The organism is Agromyces cucurbitae (genome assembly GCF_058349945.1).
The window spans coordinates 296350-320063 of the sequence record NZ_JBYRES010000001.1; the positions used below are offsets into that span (position 1 = coordinate 296350).

The window sequence follows — 23714 nt, forward strand, 5'->3', positions numbered from 1 at the left end:
GGGGAATCAGAGAGAGGTCGAAGATGATCCATCACAGCAGGCGCAAGACCGTCGCGGCGATCGCACTCGCCGCCGCAGGCGCTCTCGTGTTCACCGGATGCTCCGGTGACTCGAGCGACGACGAGAACGGTCCCGTCACCCTCACCATCACGGCGAACGCCATCACGGGCGGCAAGAACGCGGCCGAGGCCGACTGGGTCACCGACTGGGTGATCCCGCAGTTCGAGGCCGCGATGGAGGACGAGGGCAAGGACGTCACCGTCGAGTTCGAGCCGCAGGGCGTCGACGACGAGAACTACAAGACGAAGATCGCGCTCGACCTGCAGTCGGGCGAGGGCGCCGACATCATCGGCATGGACGGCATCTGGGTCGGCGAGTTCGCCGAGGCCGGGTACATCAAGCCGCTCAGCGACGTCGGCGGCGACGCCGTCGACGGATGGGAGGGCTGGGACCAGATTCCCGAGGCCGTGCAGAACGCCGTCTCGTTCGACGGCGACCGCTACGGCGTGCCGCAGGGCGCCGACGGCCGCGTGCTCTACTACAACAAGGACCTGTTCGAGCAGGCCGGCCTGCCCGCCGACTGGCAGCCCGAGAGCTGGGACGACGTCATCGAGGCCGGCAAGGCGCTCAAGAAGCTCGACGGCGTGACGCCGATCCAGCTCAACGCGGGCACCGCGATGGGCGAGGCGACGACGATGCAGGGCATGCTGCCCGCGCTCGTCGGCACGGGCGAGCAGGTCTACGAGGACGGCAAGTGGGTCGGCGACACCGACGGCATGCGCGACGTGCTCGACCTCTACAAGACGATCTACGTCGACGAGAAGCTCGGCGACGCCGTGCTCCAGCAGGAGGCGGCCGGCCGCGACACCTCGTTCCAGATGTTCGCCGCGAACCAGATCGGCATCCTGCTCGAGGGCGACTACTTCTGGCGCAGCGTCATCAACCCCGAAGAGGGCGTCGGCACCGCGCCGATGGCGAACCGCGACGAGGTCGTCGGCTACACGAAGATCCCCGCGATGGAGCCGGGCGAGGGCATCGACGACCAGGACTTCGTCTCGATGTCGGGCGGCACGGGTCGCGTGCTCAACCCGAACAGCGACCACCCCGAGCTCGCCTGGGAGCTGCTCGCCTTCATGAACTCGAAGGAGGCCTACGAGGCCCGCAACGAGGGCACGATCTCGATCACCCCGCGCACCGACGTCAACGACGAGATCCTCTCGTCCGACCCGATGCTGACCTACGTGAGCGAAGAGGTGCTGCCGATCACCGCCTACCGTCCGCCGCTCGCGGCGTACCCGCAGGTGTCGACCGCGATGCAGCAAGCGAGCCTCGACGTCGTGTCGGGCACGAGCGTCGACGACGCCCTCGCGACCTACGTCGACTCGCTCAAGGACATCGTCGGCGACGACGCGGTCTCGGGTGACTGATGACGGCTAGCACCACCACCCCGGCGGGGAGCGCGATCGCTCCCCGCCGGCGGCGGGCCGACGACGTCGCGGGGCTCGGCACGGCCCGTGCCGGCATCTTCGTCGCCCCCGCCCTGATCCTCATCGGGCTGTTCCTGCTGTTCCCGGCGGTCTGGACGATCTGGCTCGGCATGACCGACTACCGGCTGACGGGCCTGCAGGCCGCGTCGCCCGAGTTCGTCGGCCTCGACAACTACGTCGAGGCGCTCACCGACCCGTCGTTCTGGAACTCGCTCTGGCTGACCCTCGTGTTCGTGGTCGCCTCGGGCATCATCGGCCAGACCCTCATCGGCTTCGCCCTCGCCTGGTCGGTCCGCGACATCCACGGCTGGGTGAAGGCGCTCATCGAGGGCCTCGTGCTCGCCGCCTGGGTGATCCCGGCCTCGGTCGCGTCGTTCCTCTGGCTCGTGCTCATGGACCGGCGCTCGGGAACGCTCAACGGCCTCCTCGGCACCGACGGGTACGCATGGCTGATCGAGCACCCGATGGAGGCGATCATCCTCTTCAACATCTGGGTGGGCACCGCCTTCTCGATGCAGCTGTTCTCGTCGGCCCTCAGCGCCGTGCCGCCATCGCAGATCGAGAGCGCGAAGATGGTCGGCGCCTCGGAGTGGCAGCAGTTGCGGGACGTGATCATCCCGAACATCAAGGGCCACATCCTCACGAACACGCTGCTCATCACGCTGTGGACGTTCAACACGTTCACGCCGTACCTCGTCACCGCGGGCGGGCCGAACGGCAAGACCGAGATCCTGTCGGTGTACATCTACGAGACGGCGATCCCCGGCGGCCAGCTCGGCCTCGGCGCGGCGATCTCGCTCATCATGCTGCTCATCAACCTCGTCATCGCGCTCGCCTACATCCGCGTGTCGCGAGGAAGGAAGAAGGCATGACCGGAACGCCCGCAACCGTGCGCAAGGTCGCGTCGAACACGACCGTGCGGCACTACCTCGCCCGCGTCGCCTTCGGCCTCGTGCTGACGATCGTCGGCCTGCTGTTCGCGCTGCCGCTCGTGTGGCTCGTGCTCGCGCCGTTCGACGCGACGCCGACGCTCTCGCTCGAGTGGCCCGACTGGACGCTCGACAACTTCGCGCGCCTCTTCCAGAACCCCTACGCCATGCGCTCGATCGGCAACTCCCTGCTGCTCGGCGTGGGCACGATGATCATCGTCGTCGTGCTCGGCGCGCTCGCCGCGTACGCGATGAGCCGCATCCGCATCCCCGGCCGCGACGGCATCCTCTACGGACTGCTGCTGCTCTCGTCGATCGTCACCGGCACGGCCGCGATGGTGCCGACCTTCCAGATCATCACGTCGCTCGGGCTCATCAACACCTACACGGGTGTGCTGCTCGTGCTGGCCGGCGGCATCCTGCCGACCGTGATCTTCATCCTCAAGGACTTCATGGACTCGATCCCGAAGTCGTACGAGGAGTCGGCACGGCTGTACGGCGCGGGCCCGTTCCGCATCCTGCGCGACGTGGTCGTGCCGATCGCGCGGCCGGGCCTCGCGTTCATCGCGATCTGGACGATCGTGCAGGTGTGGGGCAACTTCCTCGTGCCGTTCATCCTGCTGCGCAGCCCCGACCTGCAGCCGGCGGCCGTGCTCATGTACACCTTCTACACCGAGAGCGGACAGGCCGACCTGCGGCTCATCTCGGCCTTCGCCCTGCTGTTCTCCGCTCCCGTCCTCATCATCTACTTCGTCGTGAACCGTCGCTACGGGTTCCGCTTCCATGGAGGTATCAAGTCCTGATGGCCGGTATCAACGCCACCCGACTCGTCAAGGAGTACCCCGGCGGGGTGCGCGGCGTCGACGAGGTCGACGTCGAGATCGACGACGGCGAGTTCTTCGCGCTGCTGGGCCCCTCGGGCTGCGGCAAGACCACCCTGCTGCGCTCGATCGCGGGCCTCGAGGCGATCTCGTCGGGGCAGCTCGTCATCGGCGACCGCGACGTGACCGACGCCGAGCCGGGCGCCCGCGGCGTCGCGATGGTCTTCCAGGACTACGCGCTGTTCCCGCACATGGACGTCGCCGACAACATCGCGTACCCCCTGCGCATCAAGCGCGTGAAGCGCGACGAGCGGCGCTCGACGGCCGAGAAGGTCGCCGACGGGCTGAGCCTGCAGGGCCTCATCGAACGCCGCCCGGGCCAGCTGTCGGGCGGCCAGCAGCAGCGGGTCGCCCTCGCCCGCGCCGTCGCCACCCGGCCCGACGTGCTGCTGCTCGACGAGCCGCTGTCGAACCTCGACGCCCGGCTTCGGCTCGAGGCGCGCACCTTCCTGAAGGAGCTGCAGCGCGACCTCGGCGTCACGACGGTGTTCGTCACGCACGACCAGGCCGAGGCACTCGCGCTCGCCGACCGCATCGCGGTCATGAAGGCGGGAAAGCTCCAGCAGATCGGCTCGCCGCGCGAGGTGTTCCAGCGGCCGAACAACACGTTCGTCGCGGGCTTCATCGGGTCGAACCCCATGAACCTCGTCCCGGCGACGGTGTCGGCCGGCGCGATCGCGATCGGGGACGAGGTCTCGACCGCGCTGCCCCCGGGAACCGCGGACCACGTGCGCGAGGGCCAATCGGTGGTGTGGGGCGTGCGGCCCGAGTACCTGCGCTGGACGACGACCGAGGAGCCGGGCGCGATCGCCGCCGAGGTCGGCGTCGTCGAGAACCTCGGTGCGAGTGTGCTCATCGCGGTCCACGTCGACGGCCACAAGCTGCAGGTCGTCGTGCCCGAGGACCACGAGCCGGCACCGGGCGACCGCGGCTACCTCGTGCCGACGGTCTCGAAGACGCTGCTCTTCGACGCCGAGTCGACCGAGCGCATCGGCTGACGCGATGACCACGATCCGACGCACCGTGCCCGTCACGGTCGACCTGCAGAACGCCGATCGGTACCTGAACGTGCCGTTCGAGGTGCCCGCCGGCACCGACTCGCTCGAGGTCGTCATCCGCTTCGACCCGTCCGAGGCCGGCATCGACCTCGGCTGCGCCGGCGCGGGCGGGTGGCGGGGCTGGTCGGGCGGCGCCCGCACCGAGTACGTCATCACGGCGACGGATGCCACGCCCGGATACCTGCCCGGCGAGCTCGAGCCGGGGGAGTGGAACGTCGTGCTCGGCCTGCACCGCGTGCCGCTCCAGGGCGTCGACGTCGAGGTCGAGATCACGATGCCCGCCTCGCGGCCGGTGCCGCCCGTGCCCGAATCGGCGCCCGTCGCGCGCAGCGTGCGGGGCAGCGATCGCGGGCTGCCGGCCGAGCCCGGGCTGACCTGGTTCGCGGGCGACTTCCACGGGCACACGCTCCACTCCGACGGGCGCCTGCCCATCGGCGGCCTCGCGGCACTCGGCGTGGCATCCGGCCTCGACTTCATGGCGGTGACCGACCACAACACGGTGAGCCACCATGCCCACCTGCCGGGCGAGGGCGCACGGCACGGCATCACGCTGCTGCCCGGCCAGGAGGTCACGACCCACCGCGGCCACGCCAACGCGTTCGGCGACATCGGCTGGATCGACTTCCGCGAACCGGCGCAGCACTGGGTCGACGAGGTCGACCGCCGCGGCGGCATCCTCAGCATCAATCACCCCATCTCGGGCGACTGCTCGTGGCTGCACCGGCTCGAGCGGCGGCCCGCGGCCGTCGAGCTGTGGCACGCGACCTGGTTCCTCGAGCTCATCTCGACGGCGCCGTTCGCGTGGTTCCGCACGTGGCCGGCGGGCGCCACGCTGCTCGGCGGCAGCGACGTGCACCTGCTCGAGGAGCCGCAACGGCCGGGCACCCCGACCACGTGGGTCGCCGCCGAGGATGCCTCGGCGGAGGCCATCCTCGAGGGCGTGCGCGCCGGTCGCACCGCGATCACGGGCAGCGGCCACTTCGACGGCACCGTGCTCATGCCCGAGCTCATGCGCGCCCCCGCGCTCGTGCGCCTCGGCGACGAGGTCGTCGCGGTCGACGCCGAGGGGCTCGTGCTCGTCGACGGCTTCGGCCGTCGGCGCACCGTGCGCTCGGCGCGCGAGGCGTTCGCCGCCGACCCGGCCGACGGCCCCCACTCCCTCGTGCTCGCCGACCGCCGCATCATGGCGCTCTGCGCCTGAGCACCTGCTTCCCTCCCGCCTCTCTGCCCTCTGGAGCCCACCTCATGGAGACCCCCGACGAGCTCGTGCTCGTGCCGCACACGCACTGGGACCGCGAGTGGTACGAGCCGCACGACGTCTTCCGCCTGCGCCTCGTGCACATGGTCGACCGACTGCTCGACACCCTCGAGCAGAACCCCGGCTACCGGTTCACCCTCGACGGGCAGGCCGCCGCGGTCGACGACTACCTCGAGATGCGGCCCGAGCAGCGCGAGCGGGTCGCGGCGGCGGTCGAGCGGGGCCAGCTCGCGGTCGGGCCGTTCCTCATCCTGCTCGACGAGTTCCTCTGCGACGGCGAGACGATCGTGCGCAACCTCGAGCTGGGCCTGCGGTCGAGCCGGCGGCTCGGACCCGAGATGCGGCTCGGCTACCTGCCCGACATGTTCGGGCACTCGGCGCAGATGCCGCAACTGCTGCGCGGCTTCGGTATTCGCGACGCGATGATGTGGCGCGGCGTGCCCGCCCGCGTCGCCTCGCACGCCTTCGCGTGGGTCGCCCCCGACGGCTCGACCGTGCGCGCCGAATACCTCATGGACGGCTACGGCAACGCGCTCGACCTGTTCGCCCTGCCCGGGCAGCTCGACGGCCTCGTGCGCGAGTACCGCGACCAGGTCGCGAGCCGCTACAGCGCCGACCCCGTGCTCGGCATGCTCGGCACCGACCACAGCGCACCGCCCGCCGACCTCATGCAGGTCGTCGACGCGGCGAACGCGGCCGGCGCGGGCGCCGAAGCGGGCGACCCGGCGGCGGGAGCCGACGCCGCGGCACGCGTACGGCTCACGGTCGACACCGCCGAGGGGTACGTGCGCCGGGTCGCACCCGAGTGGGCCGCCGGCGACGACGGCGCGATCGCCGGGCTGCCCGTCGTCGAGGGCGAACTGCGCTCGCACGCCCGCGGCAACCTGCTGCCCGGGGTCTTCTCCATCCGCACGAACCTCAAGCAGGCGATGGCCGACGCCGAGCGCCGGCTCAGCGTGGCCGAGCGGCTCGACGCCGCATTCGGCTCCGACGACCACCGTGCGTTCTTCGACACCGCCTGGTACCGGCTCGTCGAGTCGACCGCGCACGACTCCGTGACGGGCTGCGGCGTCGACGCGACCGCGAACGAGGTCGAGGGCCGGCTCGCGACCGCCGCCCACGTCGCCCGCGGCGTCGTGCTGCGCACCATGGAGCGCATCGCCGCCTCGGCCGCGCCCGACCGGCACGTCGTCGCGAACCCGACGGGCTTCGCACGCCGCGCCCACGTCGAGATCCGCCTGCACGACCCCGAGCGGCTCGAGCTCGGCACCGGTGTGCAGCTGCTCGATCCGCTGCCCGAGGTGCTCGGCGACGAGACCATGCCGACCCGAGAGCTGCGCAAGCTCCTCGCCCGCATCCACGGCCGTGAGCTCTTCGGCCAGCTCATCAACGACTGGACCTTCACCGACGACGGGGTGCGCTTCCAGGTCGCCGAGGCCCCTGTCGGCGACTTCGACCTCGCCGCGTTCACCGAGGAGCTCGAGCGGCGCATCGCCGCCGACCCGACGGGCGAGCGCACCTGGCGCGTCGAGATCATCGCCGACCCGCGCCGCGTCGCGCTCGTGGGCGTCGACGTCGGCGGCGTCGCGCTCGCCGAGCTCGACCCGACCACGGCGACCGCGACCGACGACCCCGTGACCGTCGGCGATCGTTCGCTCGCCAACCGGCAGCTCACGGCAACGGTCGGCGATCGGGGCGAGGTCACGATCGAGGGCGCCGACGGCACCGTGCTGCGCGACGCGCTGCGGCTCGTCGACGAGGGCGACCGCGGGGACTCGTACAACTACGGGCCCGTGGCTGCGGCGACCGCCGTCACCGACCCCGACGGCGTCGAGGTGTCGGTGCTCGAGAGCGGTCCGCTGCGCGGCCGCCTGCGCGTGCGGCGCCGTTACACCGTGCCCGCACGGCTCGACGCCCGCGATCCCGACGCCCGCTCCGAGGCATCCGTGCCGCTCGTCGTCGACACCGTGCTCGAGCTGCGCGAGGGCGAGCCCGTACTGCGCGTCGAGGTCGACTTCGTGAACCCCGCGGCCGACCACCGCCTGCGCGTGCTCGTGCCCACCGCCGAGCGGGCGCTGCCCGGCTCGTCGGCCGCCGGGCAGTACGTCGTGACCGAGCGCGGTCGCGAGGGTGAGGGCGGCTGGGGCGAGTTCCCGCTGCCGACCTACCCGGTCGCGCGATTCGTGCACGCCGGCCGCACGAGCCTGCTCGTGACGAAGCACTCGGAGTACGAGGTCGTCGTCGACGAACGCTCGGGCGACGACGCGATCGCGCTCACGCTCGTGCGCGCCGTCGGCATGATGAGCGTCAACGTGCACCCGCTGCGCGACGAGCCCGCCGGCGCCCAGTTCGAGGTGCCCGGCGCCCAGTACCTCGGCACGCGCGTGCGCACCGCCTTCGCCGTGCTGCCGTCGGCGGCCGGGTGGGCCGAGTCGGGCGCCGCCCGCTGGGCCGAGCTGCTGCGCACCGAACCCGAGGTCGTGCGCGGCACGCGCGGCGGCCCCGCGGTCGTCGGCGGCGTCGCGGGCGCGGGCGGTGCCGCCGGTGCGGCCGAAGACCTGCCCGACGGCGCGGTGCTCGAGGTCGGCGGCGACGTCGTGCTCGAATCGCTGCGCACCGTGACGGATGCCTCGGGCGAGGCCGTGCTCGAGGCGCGATTCGTCAACTACCGGGCCGAGGCGCAGCGGCTCGCCGCACGGGCCGCGGGCGTGTGGGATCGCACCGACCTCACCGGTGCCGTGCTCGAGCGAGGCGTCGACCTCGAGGCGTTCGAGATCGGGGCGTCGCGTATCGAGACGTTCCTGCAGCGGGCGGGTCGCGCCGCGGCATCCCCGTCGACGGGCGCCGCCGTTTCGGCGGATGACGCGACCCCCGGTCGCGGGTGAGAACAGTGGACCGCGCACCGTCTACTGTCAGAACAACCGAACAACTGGAGAAATGATGGCCCAGCTCCCCGAGCAGCGACTTCCCGTCGAACTGTTCCTCGATCTCGACCGCTCGGGGCCCGTGCCGCTGTACTACCAGATCTCGAGCCGGCTCGAGCAGGCGATCCGCGACGAGACCCTGCCGGCCGGGTCGCGCCTCGAGAACGAGGTCGCCCTGGCGGCCCGCCTCGGCCTGTCGCGTCCGACGATCCGTCGCGCCATCCAGGAGCTCGTCGACCAGGGCCTGCTCGTGCGCCGGCGCGGCATCGGCACCCAGGTCGTGCACGGCAAGGTCACCCGCAACGTCGAGCTGACGAGCCTCTACGAGGACCTCGAGCGCTCGGGCCAGAAGCCCGAGACCACGGTGCTCGCGGTCGAGCAGGGCGCCGCCGACGACCGGATCGCCGAAGCGCTCGGCGTCGAGCTCGGCAGCCCCGTGCTGCACATCCGGCGCCTGCGCAGCGCCGACGGGGTGCCGCTCGCGATCCTCGACAACGTGCTGCCCGAGCCGTTCATCGACCTCGACCGCGAGTCGCTCGAGAAGCACGGGCTCTACCAGCTGCTGCGGGCGCGCGGCGTGACGATGCGCGTCGCGAAGCAGCGCATCGGCGCTCGCGCGGCGACGCCGGGCGAGGCCGAGCTGCTCGATCTCTCGCGCGGTGCACCCGTGCTCACGATGTCGCGCACGGCGTTCGACAACTCGGGCGTCGCGGTCGAGTTCGGCCAGCACTGCTACCGGCCCGACCGGTACTCGTTCGAGGTGACGCTGGTCGATCGGTGAGTGCGGGGAAGTTCCGCTGGCCCGTGCGGCCCCGGGGCGATAGCGTTTCAGCACCCCGATGCTCGAAGAGGCTGGAGAGCGGTGCGATGAAGCGCCTGATGTCAGCGGTCGCCATGATCCCGATCGCGTTCGCGCTCACCGGGTGCGCACCGCCCGAGGCGGGCGGCACGCCCGGCTTCCCGATGTATCGGGGCGGCGAGGTGTGCACCCCGCTCGAGTCGGGTGGAAAGCTGTTCATCGGGGACGTGCTGCCATCGCCGGCCGGCGACATCACCGTGCGGGACGTGCAGCTCATCCGCGCCGACGGCCTGACCGTGAGCGAGTCGTACGTGATCACGAACACGGGCGGCATCGGCGCGGCGGAGTATCCGCCGGCGATTCCCGAACTGGAGGATCGCGTGCCCGCGCAGGGCGCACAGGTGAAGGCGGGCGATCCGTTGTCGGTCGCTGTGGTCGTCGAACGCGGAGAGGCACCGGGTCACGCCGAAGGGATCCGCGTCGTGTACGAGGTCGCGGGCGTCGAGTCCGCCGCGATCGGTGGCTTGCAGTACGACCTCGTCGACCGCTGCTCCTGAACCGTCCCCCGTCGCTCGTCGCTCACGTCGTCGGCTTGCCCGCCGCGCTGCTCGCGGCGGGCGCACTCGTGTGGGCGGCCAGTCGACTGCGGGTGTTCACGATCGCCGGTGCGGGCCCGCCCACGACAGTGCCGTCTGCGCCTCCAGCACCATCGTCGGCGCGGATGCCTCGGGGTTGAACACCTCGTCGGAGGTGACCACCGCACCCGCTGCGTGAGCGGGCATGCGGCGGCGACGGTACCGCGTGCGCAGCAGCAAGGGTACCGCCACGAGGCAGAGCACGAACGGCGTCACGAAGATGCTCGCGAGTGCGAGCGCAGCCCAGGTCTCGCCGGTGACGCCCATGGCCGTAGGGTACGCCCGCACGCCGTCGGCGTCGACAGCGCGGGCCACCATGGGCGGTCGGCCTAGTCGGTCGGTTCGTCGGCCGGATCGGGGAGGTATGCCGTGAAGTCGATCGGCACCGTCGGCGGCTGGGTCGATTCGGGCGGCCCGAGTGGGAGCATCGTCGGTTCCTTTCTCACGCCGGGCGCGAAGCTGGTGCGGCGGCCGGTGCAGACGACCGCCGCACTATAGATATGTCCGGCACCGGCCGAAAGGTTCCACGATCTCCGAAATCGACCGCTGCGGTGCAGGTCCCGAAGCCGTCCGCGCGGAGGAATGCGCCGATTCGGGGAGCGCTATAGATTCGCGACATGATGACGACCCGACCCGGCCGCGCTGCCCTCACCGCGCTGCTGATGCTTCCCGCTCTCGCCCTCGTCGGTTGCGCCGCCGCGGCCGCCGAGACGACGGCGCCGAGCCTGCAACCGGTGGATGCCACGCCGACACCGGCTCTCCCGACGCCGAGCGCGCACCCGGCAGCTGCGGTGCCGACGCCGAGCGCACGACCGGCGGATTCCGTGGATGCCACGATCGTGTTCGACGCAGACGTCGACCTCGATGCCGTGGAGTACCCCGACACCCTGCAGGGCGATGAGCTTGCGAACGCGCGCGAGTGGATCTCGACGAATGCCATCACGGCACAGTGCATGAGGGAGAAGGGGTATGACTACACCTTCTTTCCGTACTGGGTGCCGAGCATGGAACCGAGCTGGATCGCGGCGTTGCCCGAGGACGAGAAGGCCGCCGCTGCGGTGGCGCTCGACGGCCCCGGTCAGACCCCCGGCGACTATCGCTGGGAGGACGCCGGGTGCTGGGGCTACGCCGTGCACGTCATGGGCAACGACGACGCCCACTAGAGACGGCGACCCGACCCGGGGCGGGCTGATCGACCGGCTCGTCGACCTCAGCCGAGCAGCGGCCGCTGCGCCTTGCGCGCCTCGTCGTACTCGGCGCGAGCCTCCTGGATGCTCGGCGTCGACGAGACCTCCGACACCGGCACGTCCCACCAGCCGCCGCCGTCGGGTCCGCCGAGCAGCGGGTCGCTCTCGACGTGGATGAGCGTCGTGGTGTCCGAGGCCTTCGCAGTCGCCATCGCGCGGCCGAGGTCGGCGATGGCGTCGGGACCGGGGGCGATCTCGATCACGTCGACGCCGTAGCTGCGCGCGTTCGCGGCGAGGTCGACGGGCAGCACCGCACCGTCCTGGAAGTTCCGCGCCACCTCGTCGTACTGGCGGTAGCGCGTGCCGAAGCGCTGCGAGCCGACCGACTCCGACAGGTTGCCGATCGAGGCGAAGCCCTGGTTCTGCACGAGCACGACGATGAGCTTCTGCCCCTCGGCGACCGCGGTCACGAGCTCGGTGTGCAGCATGAGGTAGGAGCCGTCGCCGACCATGACGATGACGTCGCGGTCGGGCGCCGCGCGCCGCACCCCGAGTCCGCCCGCGATCTCGTAGCCCATGCACGAGAACGCGTACTCCACGTGGTAACCGAGGGGGTCGCGCACGCGCCACATGCGGTGCAGGTCGCCGGGCAGCGAGCCCGCCGCCTGCACGACGACGTCGCGCGGGTCGCTCGCGGCCTGCACCGCGCCGATGATCTCGGCCTGGCTCGGGCGGTCGCGGCGCGACGGCACGAACGCGGCGTCGACCGCGGCATCCCACTCGGCCTTCTCGCGGGCCATGCGCTCGCGCTGGCCGTCGCTGACGCGGTAGCCCTCGAGGGCACGCGCGAGTGCCTCGAGCCCCTCGCGGGCATCGGCGATGAGCGGCAGCTGCGTGCCGTGCTTGTACGCGTCGAAGCTCGCGACGTTGAGGTTCACGAACTGCACCTCGGGGTGCTGGAACGCGGTGCGGCTCGCGGTCGTGAAGTCGCTGTAGCGGGTGCCGACGCCGATCACGAGGTCGGCCTCGGCGGCGAGCCGGTTCGCGGCGGTCGTGCCCGTCGCACCGACGCCGCCGAGGTACTGCGGGTGGTCCCAGGGCAGCGAGCCGCCACCCGCCTGGGTCGTGCCGACCGGGATGCCGGTCGCCTCGACGAACGCGCGGAGCACGTCTTCGGCGCCCGAGTAGAGGACGCCGCCGCCCGCGACGATGAACGGGCGCTTCGCGGCACGGATCGCGGCGACCGCCCGCTCGAGCGGCCCCGCCTCGGGCACGGGCCGGCGCACATGCCATTCGCGGTCGGCGAGGAACGCGAGCGGCACGTCGATCGCCTCGGCCTGCACGTCTTCGGGGAGCGCGATCGTCACGGCGCCGGTCTCGACCGGGTCGGTCAGCACCCGCATCGCGGCGAGGGCGATCGAGAAGAGCTGCTCGGGCCGCTCGACCCGGTCGAAGAAGCGCGACAGGGGGCGGAACGCGTCGGTCACCTGCACGCTCGGGTCGTGCGGCAGCTCGAGCTGCTGCAGCACCGGGTCGGCGACGCGAGTCGCGAACGTGTCGCTCGGCAGCAGCAGCGCGGGCAGCCGGTTGCTCGTCGCGAGGGCGGCACCCGTGAGCATGTTCGCGGCGCCCGGCCCCACCGAGGCGGTGCTCGCGAAGGTCGCGCGACGACGGCGCATGCGCGCGTAGCCGACCGACTGGTGCACCATCGCCTGCTCGTTGCGCGCCTGGTAGTACGGCATGAGGCCGGGGTCGGAGGCGTTCGACTCCATGAGCGCCTGCCCGAAGCCCGCGACGTTGCCGTGCCCGAAGATGCCGATCACGCCCGGGATCGTGCGCTCGCGCACGTCGCCGTCGACGGTCCACTGGTGGGCCAGGAACTCGACGAGTGCCTGGCCGACGGTCATGCGCTTGGTGGTCACTGCGGGGTTCCTTCGGTCGAAGCGGTCGAGTTCGATGAGGTCGGGTGCGACGGGCTCGGGTACGGCAGCCGGGGATCGACGGCCTCGTCGTCCCACGTGTCGCGCACCCAGGCGTGGGCGGGCTCGTCGGTGATGCGCCAGACGCGTTCGCCGGGACCGGCCATGACATTGAGGTAGTAGAGGTCGTAGCCCGGCGCCGCGGCGGCCGGCCCGTGGTAGCCGCCGGGCAGCAGCGCGACGTCGCCCGTCGTGACGCGCTCGTCGATCGCGATCTCGGTCACCGACGAGGATGACGCGGAGAACAGCGCGAACGGCGCGGCGCCGGCGCTCGGCGTCGACCCCGAGGCATCCGCACGCGTCGGCGCCGCCTCGAAGTAGTAGATCTCCTCGAGCTGCGACTCGACGCCCGGCACCTCCTCGTCGTGCTTGTGCGGCGGGTACGACGACCAGTTGCCGGCGGGCGTGATGACCTCGCACACGATGAGCCGCTCGGCGGCCATCACCGCGGGCGTGCCGAGGTCGTGCACCTGGCGGCTCGCCTGCCCGCGACCGCGCAGCTCGACGGGCGCCTCGTCGCGAGCGATGAGCCGAAGCGGATGCCTCGTGGTCGCGGGTGCCTCGGCCACGGCGACGCGACCCGCCCCGTGCACGACGGCATTCGCGCCGACCGGCACGTAGAGGGTGTCGGTCGGACCGTCGAACACCGAGTCCCGGCCGACGAGGTCGAACGCGTGCGCCGAACCGTCGGCGTCGACGATGTCGACGTGCACGCCGCCGCCCGCGAGCGGCACGAGCTGGCGCTCGACGTCGCCGGCGGGGAGCTCGAGGCCGTCACCGTGCTCGCCGAGGTCGGCGACCCGCAGGCCGGTGTGCCGCCAGCCGGGGAGCGTGTCGTCGACGACGATGCTCCAGCCGTCGCGGGCGAGCGAACCGTGCGGGTGGAACCAGCGGGCGTCGTTGCTCATCTCTCGTCTCTCTCGGATGCGTGGGTGCGTCAGGCGCCGTGCACGAGCGCGGCGGCGGTGTCGACTGCGCGCTGCACGTCGTGGTCGGGCGGATAGAGCAGCGTACGTCCGACGACGAGGCCGCGCACGCCGGGCAGCGCGAGCGCGTCGTTCCAGCTCGCGTAGGCGGCGTCGGGATCGGCGGTGCGCTCGCCGCCGAGCAGCAGCGTCGGCAGCGTCGTCGAGGCCATGACCCGCTCCATCTCGGCGACGACGGGCAGCTTCATCCAGGTGCAGGCCGAACTCGAGCCGAGGCCCGACGCGATCGCCACCGAGGTGATCACCGCCTCGGTGCTGAGGTCGTTCACGACGCGGCCGCCAGTGCGCGTGCTCATGAACGGCTCGAGCATGATGGGCAGGCTCGCGGCCGAGGCATCCGTCACGGCCCTGGCCGTCGCCTCGATCGTCGCGGCCGTGGCGGCGTCGTCGAGGTCGATGCGCAGCAGCGTCTTCGCGAAGTCGAGCCGGTCGCGCACGATGCCGGCGACGTCGTAGGCGGTGAACCGGTCGTCGAGCTCGAAGCTCGCACCGCGGAGGCCCCCTCGGTTCATCGAGCCGACGACGAGCTTGTCGTCGAGCAGGCCGAGCAGGGCGAGGTCGTCGATGATGTCGGGAGTGCCGAGCACGCCGTCGACGCCGGGGCGTGAGAGCGTGAGCGCGAGCCGGTCGAGCAGCTCGTAGCGGTCGGCCATCGCCATCGGCTCGTCGCCGACCCCGAGGGCGCCGCGTGCGGGGTGGTCGGCTGCGATGATGAACAGCCGGCCGTCGTCGCCGAGCAGCGGGCGACGCGTGCGCGACGCATGGGCCTCGGCGATCGCCGCCGGCCCGGCGGCGCGCAGCTCGCGCAGGTGCTCGAACCGCTCGGGGTGGAGGTAGCGGTCACTCGGCGACATCGGACGCTCCCTCGGGCAGGCGGGTCGCGGCCTCGCGAGCGGGGCCGGCGGCGCGGCGCGCCTCGACCTCGGCGGTCGTGGGCATCGCCGTCGAGCACTCGCGGCGAGAGGCGACGATGGCTCCGGCGACGTTGGCGAACGCGATCGTGCGGTCGAGGGGCCACCCGGAGAGCAGCCCGTGGCAGAGCGCGCCGCCGAAGCCGTCGCCCGCACCGAGCCCGTTGACGACGTCGACCGGGAAGCTCGGCGCCTCGACCGTCTCGTCGCGGGTCTTCGCGAGCACGCCGTCGGGTCCGCGCTTGACGATCGCGAGCTCGACGCCGCGGGCGAGCAGGGCGTCGGCGGCGCGGTGGGGGTCGCGCTCGCCGACCGCGATGTCGCACTCCTCCTGGTTGCCGACGGCGACGGTGACGTGATCGAGCGCGCGCCCGACCTCGTGGCGCGCGTCGTCGGGCGACGACCAGAACATCGGCCGGTAGTCGAGGTCGAGGATCGTGAGCGGACGCCGCCCGCGCGCGGCCCATGCGGCGTGGTGCGCCGCGCGGCTCGGTTCGGCGCTGAGGCCGGTCACCGTCGCCCAGAACACGCCGGCGTCGCGGATCGCGTCGAGCGGCAGGCTCTCGGCGGTGATCTCGAGGTCGGGCGCCTTCGGGCTGCGGTAGAAGGTCAGCGGAAAGTGGTCGGGCGGAAAGATCTCGCAGAACGTGATCGGCGTCTGCAGCGCATCGACGGTGTCGACGAACGCGGCGTCGACGCCGAACGTGCCGAGCTCGCGACGGATGTAGCGGCCGAATGCGTCGTCGCCCGTGCGCGTGATGACCGCGCTCGAGCGCCCGTGGCGGGCCGCGGCGACCGCGACGTTCGTCGCGCTGCCCCCGACGGACTTCGAGAACGTGTCGACGTCTTCGAGGTGCACTGCGTCTTGCAGCGGGTAGAGGTCGACGCCGACCCGGCCCATCGTGATGATCTCGTATCGGCTCGTCGCGGTGCTGGTCATACTGCGCCGTACAACTTTCTCTCGGGGCCGCGAGCACTTCCCCGGTGCTCGCGGTGCGATCAGTCTACACAGAATGTCCTAACAAAGTCTCGTGCTCGGGTGCGCGCGGTTGCGAGGCGCTGCGCGGGTCGGGAACGCGACGATCCCGTCGCACCGGTGCGACCGATGCGACGGGATCGACTGCGAGCGAGCCGGATGCCTCCGGCCGATGCCTTCGCCGGGCTCAGCCGGCCGGTGTGAAGTTGTGGTTGCGCCGGAACGCGTTGCCGGGGTCGACCTCGGCCTTGATGCGCCGCAGTCGATCGAGCGTCGCCGGCGGGTACATCGATGCCGTGATCTCGTCGCTGCGGCTCGCCTCGAAGCCGCCGTACGAACCCGTCGTGAGCGCGATCACGGCGTCGCTGCCCGCCTTCACCCCGGTGACGAGCTCGGCCGGCGCGTCGGCCGGCAGTACGCCGTTCACGACGACGAGGGCCTCGGCGTCGCGGTGGGCGATCGCCGTCGCGTCCGCGTCGACGCGCGAGAAGGCGCCGCCGAGCCAGCGCAGCAGCGCCATCGTCGGCACGTCGCGCGCGTAGGCGGCGGCGACCGCGTCGAGCAGTTCGTCGGAGACCTCGGGCGCGAAGCCGTTGCCGCCGACGAACTGGAACGGCGGGCGACCGGGGGGCGCGTCTTCGAGCAGGTCGCCGTAGGCGATCGGGCCGAGCTCGACCTGCGTGACCGAGGGCAGCGCGAGCAGCGGCGCCGCGAGGTCGCGCAGCTCGCGCTCGGTGCCGCGGAGTGCGATGCCGACCTGCGGGCCGCCGGGCATCTCGGGCCCCATCGGGGGCATGAGCATGATCGACGAGTTGAGGCCGTCGCCGCCCGACCGCATGACCTCGCGCCACGCGCGCAGCACGGTCGGCACGTCGGAGCGGTCGAAGTGGATCGAGCCGCCCACGAGCCCGTCGACGGGGCTGGCCTGCACCGTGAAGCGCGTGACGACGCCGAAGTTGCCGCCGCCGCCGCGGATCGCCCAGAACAGGTCGGGGTGCGATTCGGCGTTCACGGTCAGCACGTCGCCCGCCGCGGTCACGAGCTCGACCTCGCGGAGCGCGTCGATCGTGAGGCCGTAGGTGCGCACGAGCCAGCCGATGCCGCCGCCGAGCAGCAGCCCGCCGACGCCGACCTGCCGGGTGTCGCCGGAGCTGATGCCGAGGCCGCGAGGCGCGAGCGCCGCCGCGACGTCGCCCCAGTGCGCGGCCGGCCCCAGCGTGACGAGGCCCGCGTCGTCGACCTCGATCGAGTCGAACTCGCCGAGGTCGATGACGAGCCCGTCGTCGACGGGGAGGAGGCCGTGTCCGCCGCTGCGGACGGCGATGGAGAGGCCTGCGGCCGCCGCTGCGGCGACCGCCGTGGCCACCTCGTCGACGGAGTGCGGGCGGACGACGATCTCGGGGTCGCCCGCACCTGCGAAGACGGTGCGACCGGTGTCGTATTCGGATGCGCCGGGACCGAAGGCCCGGCCTGGGAGTTGCTCGCTCAGTTCGGTGAGAAGAGACATTTCGTCAGTCTCGCAGTGGCCGCCGACACGCGGAAGAGTGCTCGCTCAGCGCGGAATCGATGCGCGTGCATGGGGCCTGTGGTCCGATGCTCGCGGGTGTCGGCGCCGCGGCGTAGGGTGCTCGGCATGACGTTCAACGACGGCCTCGTCACCGCCAACATCACCATGTCGCTCGACGGTTTCGTCGCGGGCCCGAACCAGTCGCTCGAGGACCCGCTCGGCGAGGGCGGCGAAGACCTCCACCGGTGGATGTTCGAGCAGCCCGACGAGGCGCAGCCCATCGTCGACCAGATCCTCGCGCCGCGCGCCTACATCATGGGTCGCAACATGTTCGGCCCGATCCGCGGCGACTGGCCCGACGACGCGTGGAAGGGCTGGTGGGGCGACGACCCGCCTTATCACGGCCCGGTCTTCGTGCTCACCCACCACCCGCGCGAAGCCGTCGAGATGGAGGGCGGCACGACCTTCCATTTCGTCACGACGGGCATCCACGACGCGCTCGACCGGGCGAGGACCGCCGTGGGCGGCGAGGGCCGCATCTCGATCGCCGGTGGCGCGAGCACGGTGCAGCAGTACCTGCGGGCCGGGCTCATCGACCGCATCATCGTGAGCGTCGCGCCCATCACGCTCGGCTCTGGTGAACGCCTCTTCGACGACCTCGACCTGCAGCTGACGCCCGTCGACGTGCTGCAGACCGACCTCGTGACGCACATCACCTACGACGTGCCGCGCTGAGGCGGGTTTCGAGACGCGGCCTTCTTCGTCGGGCGCTCCGCGACCAGCGGCAACGGTCACTCGCCCGACGGGTGCGCTCCCGCCGCGTCGATGACCCACGCGTAGGCGAAGGCGCGCTCGCGCCACGACGCGTAGCGTCCCGACACCCCGCCGTGCCCCGCGGCCATCTCGATCTTGAGCAGCGGGTCGGCCCCCGCGTCGCGCAGCTTCGCGACCCACTTCGCCGGCTCGACGTAGAGCACCCGGGTGTCGTTGAGCGAGGTCACCGCGAGGATCCGCGGGTAGTGGTTGACGTGCACGTTCTCGATGGGCGAGTACGACTTCATGTACGAGTAGACCTCGTCGTCGTGCAGCGGGTCGCCCCACTCGTCCCACTCGATGACGGTGAGCGGAAGCGACGGGTCGAGGATCGACGTGAGCGGGTCGACGAACGGCACCTCGGCGAGGAACCCCGAGAAGTACTTCGGCGCCAGGTTCGCGACGGCGCCGATCAGCAGGCCGCCGGCGCTGCCGCCCTGGGCGACGAGCCGGTCGGGCGCCGTGATGTCGTTGTCGACGAGGTGCCGGGCGACGGCGATGAAGTCGGTGAAGGTGTTGCGCTTCTCGAGCTTCTTGCCGTGCTCGTACCAGAGCCGGCCCATCTCGCCGCCCCCGCGCACGTGCGCGACCGCGAACACCATGCCGCGGTCGAGCAGTGACAGCCTCGGGATGCCGAACCCCGGGTCGATCGAGTGCTCGTACGACCCGTAACCGTACAAGAGTGTCGGCGCGGGCTCGCCGAGCGTCACGAGGTCGTGCCGGTAGACGAGCGAGATCGGGATGCGCGTGCCGTCGCTCGCGGTCGCCCACTCGCGACGTTGGGCGTAGCGGGTCGCGTCGTAGTCGCCGAGCACCGCCTGGCGCTTGCGCAGCTTGCGCTCGCCCGTCGCGACGACGAGGTCGAGCACCGTCGAGGGCGTCGTGAAGCTCGTGTACCCGAGGCGCAGCGTCGGCTGCTCCCACGCGGGGTTGCCGGCGAGCCCGACCGAGAAGAGCTCCTCGTCGAACGCGAGCTCGTGCAGCGTGTCGTCGGGCGTGGCATCGGCGGGCAGGCCGTCGGCGGGCACCTTCGCGACGGCGACCCGGGGCAGCCCCTCGCGCCGGTATTCGAGCGCGACGAAGTCGCGGAACGCGTCGACGCTCTCGATGCGCACGTCGGGGTTGTGCGGCAGCAGCATGCGTCGCGGCCCTTGGGGGTCGTCGGCCGCGACCGACACGAGCTCGAAGTTCACGGCGCCGTCGTTGTGGGTGATGAGCAGCCGGTCCCGGCCGCCCGCGACGACATGCTCGACGTCGTACTCGACGCCCTCCTTGCGGGGCCACACCACCTCGAACCAGCCCGTCGGGTCCGCGGCATCCAGCAGCCGAGTCTCGCTCGTCACGTTCGACCCGGCCTCGATCACGAGGAAGCGCCGGCTGCGCGTCAGCCCGACGCCGAGCCAGAAGCGCTCGTCGGGCTCGGTGAAGACCACGACGTCACGGGATGCCTCGGTGCCGACCTCGTGGCGGTGGATCGTGTCGGGCCGCCAGGCGTCGTCGACGGTCGCGTAGAACAGGTAGCGGCCCGCCGGCTCGAACATCGCGCCGGCCGCAGTGCCCGCGATCTCGTCGGCGAACTCGCGCCCCGAGGCATCCAGCGCCCGGAGCCGGATCGTGTACCGCTCGTCGCCCTCGACGTCGACGCCGTAGAGCATGAGCGTGCCGTCGGCCGATACGTCGAAGCTGCCGAGCGCGAAGAACTCGTGTCCTTCGGCCTCGACGTTCTCGTCGAGCAGCACCTGTTCGCCCGGGAGGGCCTCGCCCGAGTCGTCGAGCGTCGGGGGCTCCCAGTCGTCGGGGCCGGATGCGGCCACCCGGCAGTGGATGGCGTACTCGAGCCCCTCGACCGTGCGGCTGTAGTACCACCAGTCGCCCTCGCGCACGGGCACCGAGAGGTCGGTCTCCTTCGTGCGGGTGCGGATCTCCTCGAAGACCTGCTCCTGCAGGATCGCGAGGTGCTCGGTCTTCGCGTTCGTGTACGCGTTCTCCTCGTGCAGGTGCGCGACCACCTCGGGGTCGTCCTTGTCGCGCAGCCATTCGTAGTCGTCGACCACGACGTCGCCGTGGTGCACGCGCTCGATCGGTCGCTTCGGGGTCACGGGCGGAGTCAGCACCCTCCCACGCTACTCCCGGGGTCACTGCGACGGCGGCGTTCCCGTCATCCCGGCGGCGAGCTGGTCGGCGCGGAAGGCGGTCCCCTCCGGAAGCGGCGGACGGCGCCAGGCCGTCGCGCCGGCACCGGCGCGCCGACCCTCAGCCCACCAGGCCTGGTAGAGCCCGATGGCGCGGAACCTCGAGCGATGGAGCCCAGTCAGGCCCGCGACGTCGAGCGCGTCGTGCAGCTCGTCGACCGTCCACGCGGCCGCCTCGCTCGCGACCGCGTCGGCGCGCAGGCGAGGATCGGCACGCGGGTTCAGCCGGTCGAAGAGGGCTGGCATCGTGTCGGCGCGCCTGAGGCGCGCGAAGTCGAAGATCCAGACCGCGCTGCCGTGGAGATCGCGGATCCGCGCGATCTCGCGGAGCGCGGCGAGCAGGAGGTCCCGGTCCGTGAGCTGGTGCAGGGTCCAGTTGCAGCACACGAGATCGGGTGCGCCGACGGCGTCGTCGTCGAGGTCGGTGATGTCGCCGGCCACGAACTCGAGCCGGTCGAGCGAGAGCTCGGCGGCGAGACCGCGACCGGTCTCGAGCATCGGTTCGGAGAGGTCGACGCACGTCACCGTCACGTCGGGCCGGCCTGTCGCCAGATGGGCGGCGAGCCGACCGGACCCGGCGCCGAGGTCGAGTACCTGGCCGCCCTGCGGGAGCAGGCGGCTCATCATCGCGGCATTGAACTCGTACGTCGGCATCTGGACGTCGGCCGCCGAGTCGTGGAAGGCGCGCACGCCGTCGACGTCGTCCATGACCATCGGCTCGGGTGTGCGCACGCGGCCCCGCCGCGCCATCCGGTCGCGTGCGGCGAGCCGCATCATCTGCACGAGCCACGCGATCCTGCGGGAGGAGTCGGACATGACGTCACGCTACGGCGCGGCTCGCCGCCCCGGCATCCGTGCTGCCACGGTCGCACGGGCGGGCGCCGGACCGCCGCGGAAGGGAAGGAAACTGAAGTTTGCTCCGCGGAGTGGTTAGGTTAGCCTTAGCTCAACCCCACATCGTTCCATCCCAGGAGACGCGCGTGCTCGCCAACTACCTGATCGGGCTTCGCGAAGGCCTCGAGGCCGGACTCATCGTCGGCATCCTGCTGGCCTACCTCTCGAAGATCGGACACCGCGAGCTGCGCGGCAGGCTCTGGATCGGCATCGCGATCGCCGTGGCGGTCTCGCTCGGCGTCGGCGCGCTGCTCACCTGGGGGCCGTACGCGATGACGTTCCAGGCGCAGGAGATCCTCGGCGGCGTGCTCTCGCTCGTCGCCGTTGCGATGGTCACCTGGATGATCTTCTGGATGGGCACGCACGGCCGCACCCTGTCGAGCGAACTGCGCGGGCGGGTGGATGCCGCGGTGCAGACCTCGACCTGGGCGCTCGTGCTGCTCGGGGCCCTGTCGGTCGGTCGCGAGGGCATCGAGACCGCCCTCTTCGTCTGGGCGAACGTCTCGGGCGGCAACGACCCCGTGCTCGGCACGCTCGGCGCGCTGGCCGGCATCGCCACCGCGATCGTCATCTCGTGGGGCATCTCGAAGGGGCTCGTGCGATTCAACCTCGGCACGTTCTTCACGTGGACCGGCCTGTTCCTCATCCTCGTCGCCGCCGGCGTGCTGTCGTACGGCATCGGCGACCTGCAGGAGGCCTCGGTCATCCCCGGCTGGGGCACCGCGGCCTACGACCTGACCGCGGTCGTGCCCGCGGGCGGCTGGCTCGACTCGGTGCTCGGCGGCATCTTCAACTTCACGCCGCAGCCGACGTGGGCGCAGGTGATCGGCTGGATGCTCTACGTCGCGGTCACGATGTCGCTCTACCTCGTGATGCTGAAGCGCCGGCACACCCCGAAGCCCACCCCCGCCACCGCACCGGCGGCGGTCGTCGCGGCCCACTGATTCCGCACCCGACTTCCTCCACCACCATCGAACCAGGAGCCATCAATGACCCGTCGTGCCCTCGCGGCCTCCGTCGCCGTGACCGCACTCACCGCCCTCACCCTGACCGGGTGCGTGGCGAAGGCCGACCTCGCGCAGGCGATCGGCGTCGACATCACCGATGACGGGTGCGCGGTCGCGGTCGACACCGCCTCCGCGGGAGCGGTCACGTTCGCGCTCGAGAACAACGGCACCGACGTCAACGAGTTCGAGATCCTCGCCGATGACAAGCTGCGCATCGTCGGCGAGAAGGAGAACGTGACACCCGGCCAGTCGGTCGACTTCACCGCGCAGCTCGAGCCCGGTACGTACTACACCGCGTGCAAGTTCCAGCAGGTCGGTGCACCGGTCGGCCTCGCCGCGTTCACCGTCACAGGCGAGGCATCCACGATGTCGGCCGGAGAGCAGGAGCTCGGCGACCAGGCGGTGACCGAGTACCTCGCCTATGTGCGCTCGCAGTCGGGCGAGCTGCTGCCGCTCGTGCAGGAGTTCGCCGACGCGTACGCCGCCGGCGACGACGAGACCGCGCGCTCGCTCTACGCGGCGGCGCGCGTGCCGTACGAGCGCATCGAGCCGACCGCCGAGGCGTTCGGCGACCTCGACCCGAAGATCGACTTCCGCGAGGTCGACGCCGTCGCCGACGGCCTCGAGTGGACGGGCTTCCACCGCATCGAGAAGGACCTCTGGGCGCCGCAGCCGGGCGACCTCAACTCCGACGGCCAGGACGCGATGAAGGACTGGGCGCCGTCGACGCCCGAAGAGCGCACGGCGTACGCCGAAGGCCTCGTCGCCGACGTCACCGAACTGCACGACCTCGTCACCGACGAGTCGTTCTCGGTCAGCCTCGCCGACATCTCGAACGGTGCGATCGCGCTGCTCGACGAGGTCGCCGCGGGCAAGATCACGGGCGAAGAGGACTGGTGGAGCGGCACCGACCTCTCCGACTTCGCGGCGAACGTGCAGGGCGCGGGTGTCGCGTTCGGCGCGGTGCGCCCGCTCGCGGAGTCGAAGGGCGACGAGGGCACCGAGCTCGCCGCCGAGATCGACGACCGGTTCGCCGCACTCGAGGCCGAGCTCGCGAGGTACGGCTCGCTCGAGGAGGGCTTCGTGGATTACCGCGAACTCACCGACGCCGACAAGAAGGCGCTGAGCGACCAGGTCAACGCGCTCGCCGAGCCGCTCTCGCAGCTCACCGCCACGGTGCTCGGGGCCTGACATGAGTGACGAATCGCGGGTCGAGGAGGGAGCGGAGCGACCGTCTCGAAACCCCGACGCACGCACTGAGGGTTTCGAGACGCGTCCTCCTGCGTCGGGC

General features: G+C 71.6%; 20 protein-coding genes. 12 read left to right on the plus strand and 8 right to left on the minus strand.

Annotated features, from left to right (window positions below; genetic code table 11):
• Positions 1-23: 23 nt before the first annotated feature.
• The 8 genes from AC3RJ6_RS01500 to AC3RJ6_RS01535 all read left to right on the plus strand — a co-directional run bounded on the left by AC3RJ6_RS01500 (position 24) and on the right by AC3RJ6_RS01535 (position 9893).
• A complete protein-coding gene (locus tag AC3RJ6_RS01500; protein ID WP_491425086.1) occupies positions 24-1427 on the plus strand; it encodes an extracellular solute-binding protein in 1404 nt (467 codons plus the stop codon).
• Positions 1427-2359: a carbohydrate ABC transporter permease gene (locus tag AC3RJ6_RS01505; RefSeq protein ID WP_491425087.1), complete on the plus strand. Its 933-nt coding sequence runs from the start codon at positions 1427-1429 to the stop codon at positions 2357-2359. Before AC3RJ6_RS01500 ends, AC3RJ6_RS01505 begins: the two co-directional genes overlap by 1 nt.
• Positions 2356-3219: a carbohydrate ABC transporter permease gene (locus AC3RJ6_RS01510; protein WP_491425088.1), complete on the plus strand. Its 864-nt coding sequence runs from the start codon at positions 2356-2358 to the stop codon at positions 3217-3219. Before AC3RJ6_RS01505 ends, AC3RJ6_RS01510 begins: the two co-directional genes overlap by 4 nt.
• Complete coding sequence (locus tag AC3RJ6_RS01515) at positions 3219-4295, plus strand: ABC transporter ATP-binding protein (RefSeq protein WP_491425090.1); 1077 nt, start codon at positions 3219-3221, stop codon at positions 4293-4295. Before AC3RJ6_RS01510 ends, AC3RJ6_RS01515 begins: the two co-directional genes overlap by 1 nt.
• A 4-nt stretch (positions 4296-4299) precedes the next feature.
• Positions 4300-5556 (plus strand): CehA/McbA family metallohydrolase, encoded by a 1257-nt coding sequence (locus tag AC3RJ6_RS01520; protein WP_491425091.1) that lies wholly within the window; start codon positions 4300-4302, stop codon positions 5554-5556.
• Between the two features lie 44 nt (positions 5557-5600).
• Complete coding sequence (locus AC3RJ6_RS01525) at positions 5601-8498, plus strand: glycoside hydrolase family 38 N-terminal domain-containing protein (protein ID WP_491425092.1); 2898 nt, start codon at positions 5601-5603, stop codon at positions 8496-8498.
• A gap of 52 nt (positions 8499-8550) precedes the next feature.
• Positions 8551-9318, plus strand: coding sequence for a GntR family transcriptional regulator (locus tag AC3RJ6_RS01530; RefSeq protein ID WP_491425093.1), 768 nt, complete (start codon positions 8551-8553; stop codon positions 9316-9318).
• A 98-nt stretch (positions 9319-9416) separates the two neighbouring features.
• Positions 9417-9893 carry a hypothetical protein gene (locus tag AC3RJ6_RS01535; RefSeq protein ID WP_491425094.1) on the plus strand — a complete coding sequence of 159 codons (477 nt, stop codon included), beginning with the start codon at positions 9417-9419 and terminating at the stop codon, positions 9891-9893.
• 96 nt (positions 9894-9989) lie between these two features.
• Here the strand turns inward: AC3RJ6_RS01535 and AC3RJ6_RS01540 are convergent, their stop codons facing one another.
• A complete protein-coding gene (locus AC3RJ6_RS01540) occupies positions 9990-10289 on the minus strand; it encodes a hypothetical protein (protein ID WP_491425095.1) in 300 nt (99 codons plus the stop codon).
• Positions 10290-10588: 299 nt separating this feature from the next.
• On the opposite strand from AC3RJ6_RS01540, the gene AC3RJ6_RS01545 reads away from it, so the two are divergent.
• Complete coding sequence (locus AC3RJ6_RS01545) at positions 10589-11134, plus strand: hypothetical protein (RefSeq protein ID WP_491425096.1); 546 nt, start codon at positions 10589-10591, stop codon at positions 11132-11134.
• Positions 11135-11181: 47 nt separating this feature from the next.
• Here AC3RJ6_RS01545 and iolD read toward each other — a convergent pair whose 3' ends face one another.
• The 5 genes from iolD to AC3RJ6_RS01570 form a co-directional block, all read right to left on the minus strand.
• On the minus strand, positions 11182-13065 hold the full coding sequence (gene iolD / locus AC3RJ6_RS01550; RefSeq protein ID WP_491426206.1) for a 3D-(3,5/4)-trihydroxycyclohexane-1,2-dione acylhydrolase (decyclizing): 1884 nt from the start codon (positions 13063-13065) through the stop codon (positions 11182-11184).
• 11 nt (positions 13066-13076) lie between these two features.
• Positions 13077-14045 (minus strand): 5-deoxy-glucuronate isomerase, encoded by a 969-nt coding sequence (gene iolB / locus AC3RJ6_RS01555; RefSeq protein WP_491425097.1) that lies wholly within the window; start codon positions 14043-14045, stop codon positions 13077-13079.
• Between the two features lie 29 nt (positions 14046-14074).
• A complete protein-coding gene (locus AC3RJ6_RS01560; protein ID WP_491425098.1) occupies positions 14075-14977 on the minus strand; it encodes a Cgl0159 family (beta/alpha)8-fold protein in 903 nt (300 codons plus the stop codon).
• A complete protein-coding gene (gene iolC / locus AC3RJ6_RS01565; protein ID WP_491425099.1) occupies positions 14964-15974 on the minus strand; it encodes a 5-dehydro-2-deoxygluconokinase in 1011 nt (336 codons plus the stop codon). Before iolC ends, AC3RJ6_RS01560 begins: the two co-directional genes overlap by 14 nt.
• 223 nt (positions 15975-16197) lie before the next feature.
• A complete protein-coding gene (locus AC3RJ6_RS01570; RefSeq protein WP_491425100.1) occupies positions 16198-17517 on the minus strand; it encodes an FAD-binding oxidoreductase in 1320 nt (439 codons plus the stop codon).
• 126 nt (positions 17518-17643) lie between these two features.
• Here AC3RJ6_RS01570 and AC3RJ6_RS01575 point away from each other — a divergent pair, with 126 nt between their 5' ends.
• Complete coding sequence (locus tag AC3RJ6_RS01575; RefSeq protein WP_491425101.1) at positions 17644-18252, plus strand: dihydrofolate reductase family protein; 609 nt, start codon at positions 17644-17646, stop codon at positions 18250-18252.
• 56 nt (positions 18253-18308) lie between these two features.
• Here the strand turns inward: AC3RJ6_RS01575 and AC3RJ6_RS01580 are convergent, their stop codons facing one another.
• Both AC3RJ6_RS01580 and AC3RJ6_RS01585 read right to left on the minus strand, forming a co-directional pair.
• Positions 18309-20444, minus strand: coding sequence for a S9 family peptidase (locus AC3RJ6_RS01580; protein WP_491425102.1), 2136 nt, complete (start codon positions 20442-20444; stop codon positions 18309-18311).
• Positions 20445-20465: 21 nt separating this feature from the next.
• Positions 20466-21338, minus strand: a complete 873-nt coding sequence (locus AC3RJ6_RS01585; protein ID WP_491425103.1) for a class I SAM-dependent methyltransferase — start codon at positions 21336-21338, stop codon at positions 20466-20468.
• 164 nt (positions 21339-21502) lie between these two features.
• Here AC3RJ6_RS01585 and efeU point away from each other — a divergent pair, with 164 nt between their 5' ends.
• Complete coding sequence (efeU, locus tag AC3RJ6_RS01590; RefSeq protein ID WP_491425104.1) at positions 21503-22360, plus strand: iron uptake transporter permease EfeU; 858 nt, start codon at positions 21503-21505, stop codon at positions 22358-22360.
• Between the two features lie 45 nt (positions 22361-22405).
• Positions 22406-23614 (plus strand): iron uptake system protein EfeO, encoded by a 1209-nt coding sequence (gene efeO, locus AC3RJ6_RS01595; RefSeq protein WP_491425105.1) that lies wholly within the window; start codon positions 22406-22408, stop codon positions 23612-23614.
• Positions 23615-23714: the final 100 nt, after the last annotated feature.

Bases quoted from the DNA above. Each gene is read 5' to 3' on its own strand.
- AC3RJ6_RS01500 (WP_491425086.1), top strand. From the start codon at position 24: ATGATCCATCACAGCAGGCGCAAGACCGTCGCGGCGATCGCACTCGCC.
- AC3RJ6_RS01505 (WP_491425087.1), top strand. From the start codon at position 1,427: ATGACGGCTAGCACCACCACCCCGGCGGGGAGCGCGATCGCTCCCCGC.
- AC3RJ6_RS01510 (WP_491425088.1), top strand. From the start codon at position 2,356: ATGACCGGAACGCCCGCAACCGTGCGCAAGGTCGCGTCGAACACGACC.
- AC3RJ6_RS01515 (WP_491425090.1), top strand. From the start codon at position 3,219: ATGGCCGGTATCAACGCCACCCGACTCGTCAAGGAGTACCCCGGCGGG.
- AC3RJ6_RS01520 (WP_491425091.1), top strand. From the start codon at position 4,300: ATGACCACGATCCGACGCACCGTGCCCGTCACGGTCGACCTGCAGAAC.
- AC3RJ6_RS01525 (WP_491425092.1), top strand. From the start codon at position 5,601: ATGGAGACCCCCGACGAGCTCGTGCTCGTGCCGCACACGCACTGGGAC.
- AC3RJ6_RS01530 (WP_491425093.1), top strand. From the start codon at position 8,551: ATGATGGCCCAGCTCCCCGAGCAGCGACTTCCCGTCGAACTGTTCCTC.
- AC3RJ6_RS01535 (WP_491425094.1), top strand. From the start codon at position 9,417: ATGTCAGCGGTCGCCATGATCCCGATCGCGTTCGCGCTCACCGGGTGC.
- AC3RJ6_RS01540 (WP_491425095.1), bottom strand. From the start codon at position 10,289: ATGGTGGCCCGCGCTGTCGACGCCGACGGCGTGCGGGCGTACCCTACG.
- AC3RJ6_RS01545 (WP_491425096.1), top strand. From the start codon at position 10,589: ATGATGACGACCCGACCCGGCCGCGCTGCCCTCACCGCGCTGCTGATG.
- iolD (WP_491426206.1), bottom strand. From the start codon at position 13,065: ATGACCGTCGGCCAGGCACTCGTCGAGTTCCTGGCCCACCAGTGGACC.
- iolB (WP_491425097.1), bottom strand. From the start codon at position 14,045: ATGAGCAACGACGCCCGCTGGTTCCACCCGCACGGTTCGCTCGCCCGC.
- AC3RJ6_RS01560 (WP_491425098.1), bottom strand. From the start codon at position 14,977: ATGTCGCCGAGTGACCGCTACCTCCACCCCGAGCGGTTCGAGCACCTG.
- iolC (WP_491425099.1), bottom strand. From the start codon at position 15,974: ATGACCAGCACCGCGACGAGCCGATACGAGATCATCACGATGGGCCGG.
- AC3RJ6_RS01570 (WP_491425100.1), bottom strand. From the start codon at position 17,517: ATGTCTCTTCTCACCGAACTGAGCGAGCAACTCCCAGGCCGGGCCTTC.
- AC3RJ6_RS01575 (WP_491425101.1), top strand. From the start codon at position 17,644: ATGACGTTCAACGACGGCCTCGTCACCGCCAACATCACCATGTCGCTC.
- AC3RJ6_RS01585 (WP_491425103.1), bottom strand. From the start codon at position 21,338: ATGTCCGACTCCTCCCGCAGGATCGCGTGGCTCGTGCAGATGATGCGG.
- efeO (WP_491425105.1), top strand. From the start codon at position 22,406: ATGACCCGTCGTGCCCTCGCGGCCTCCGTCGCCGTGACCGCACTCACC.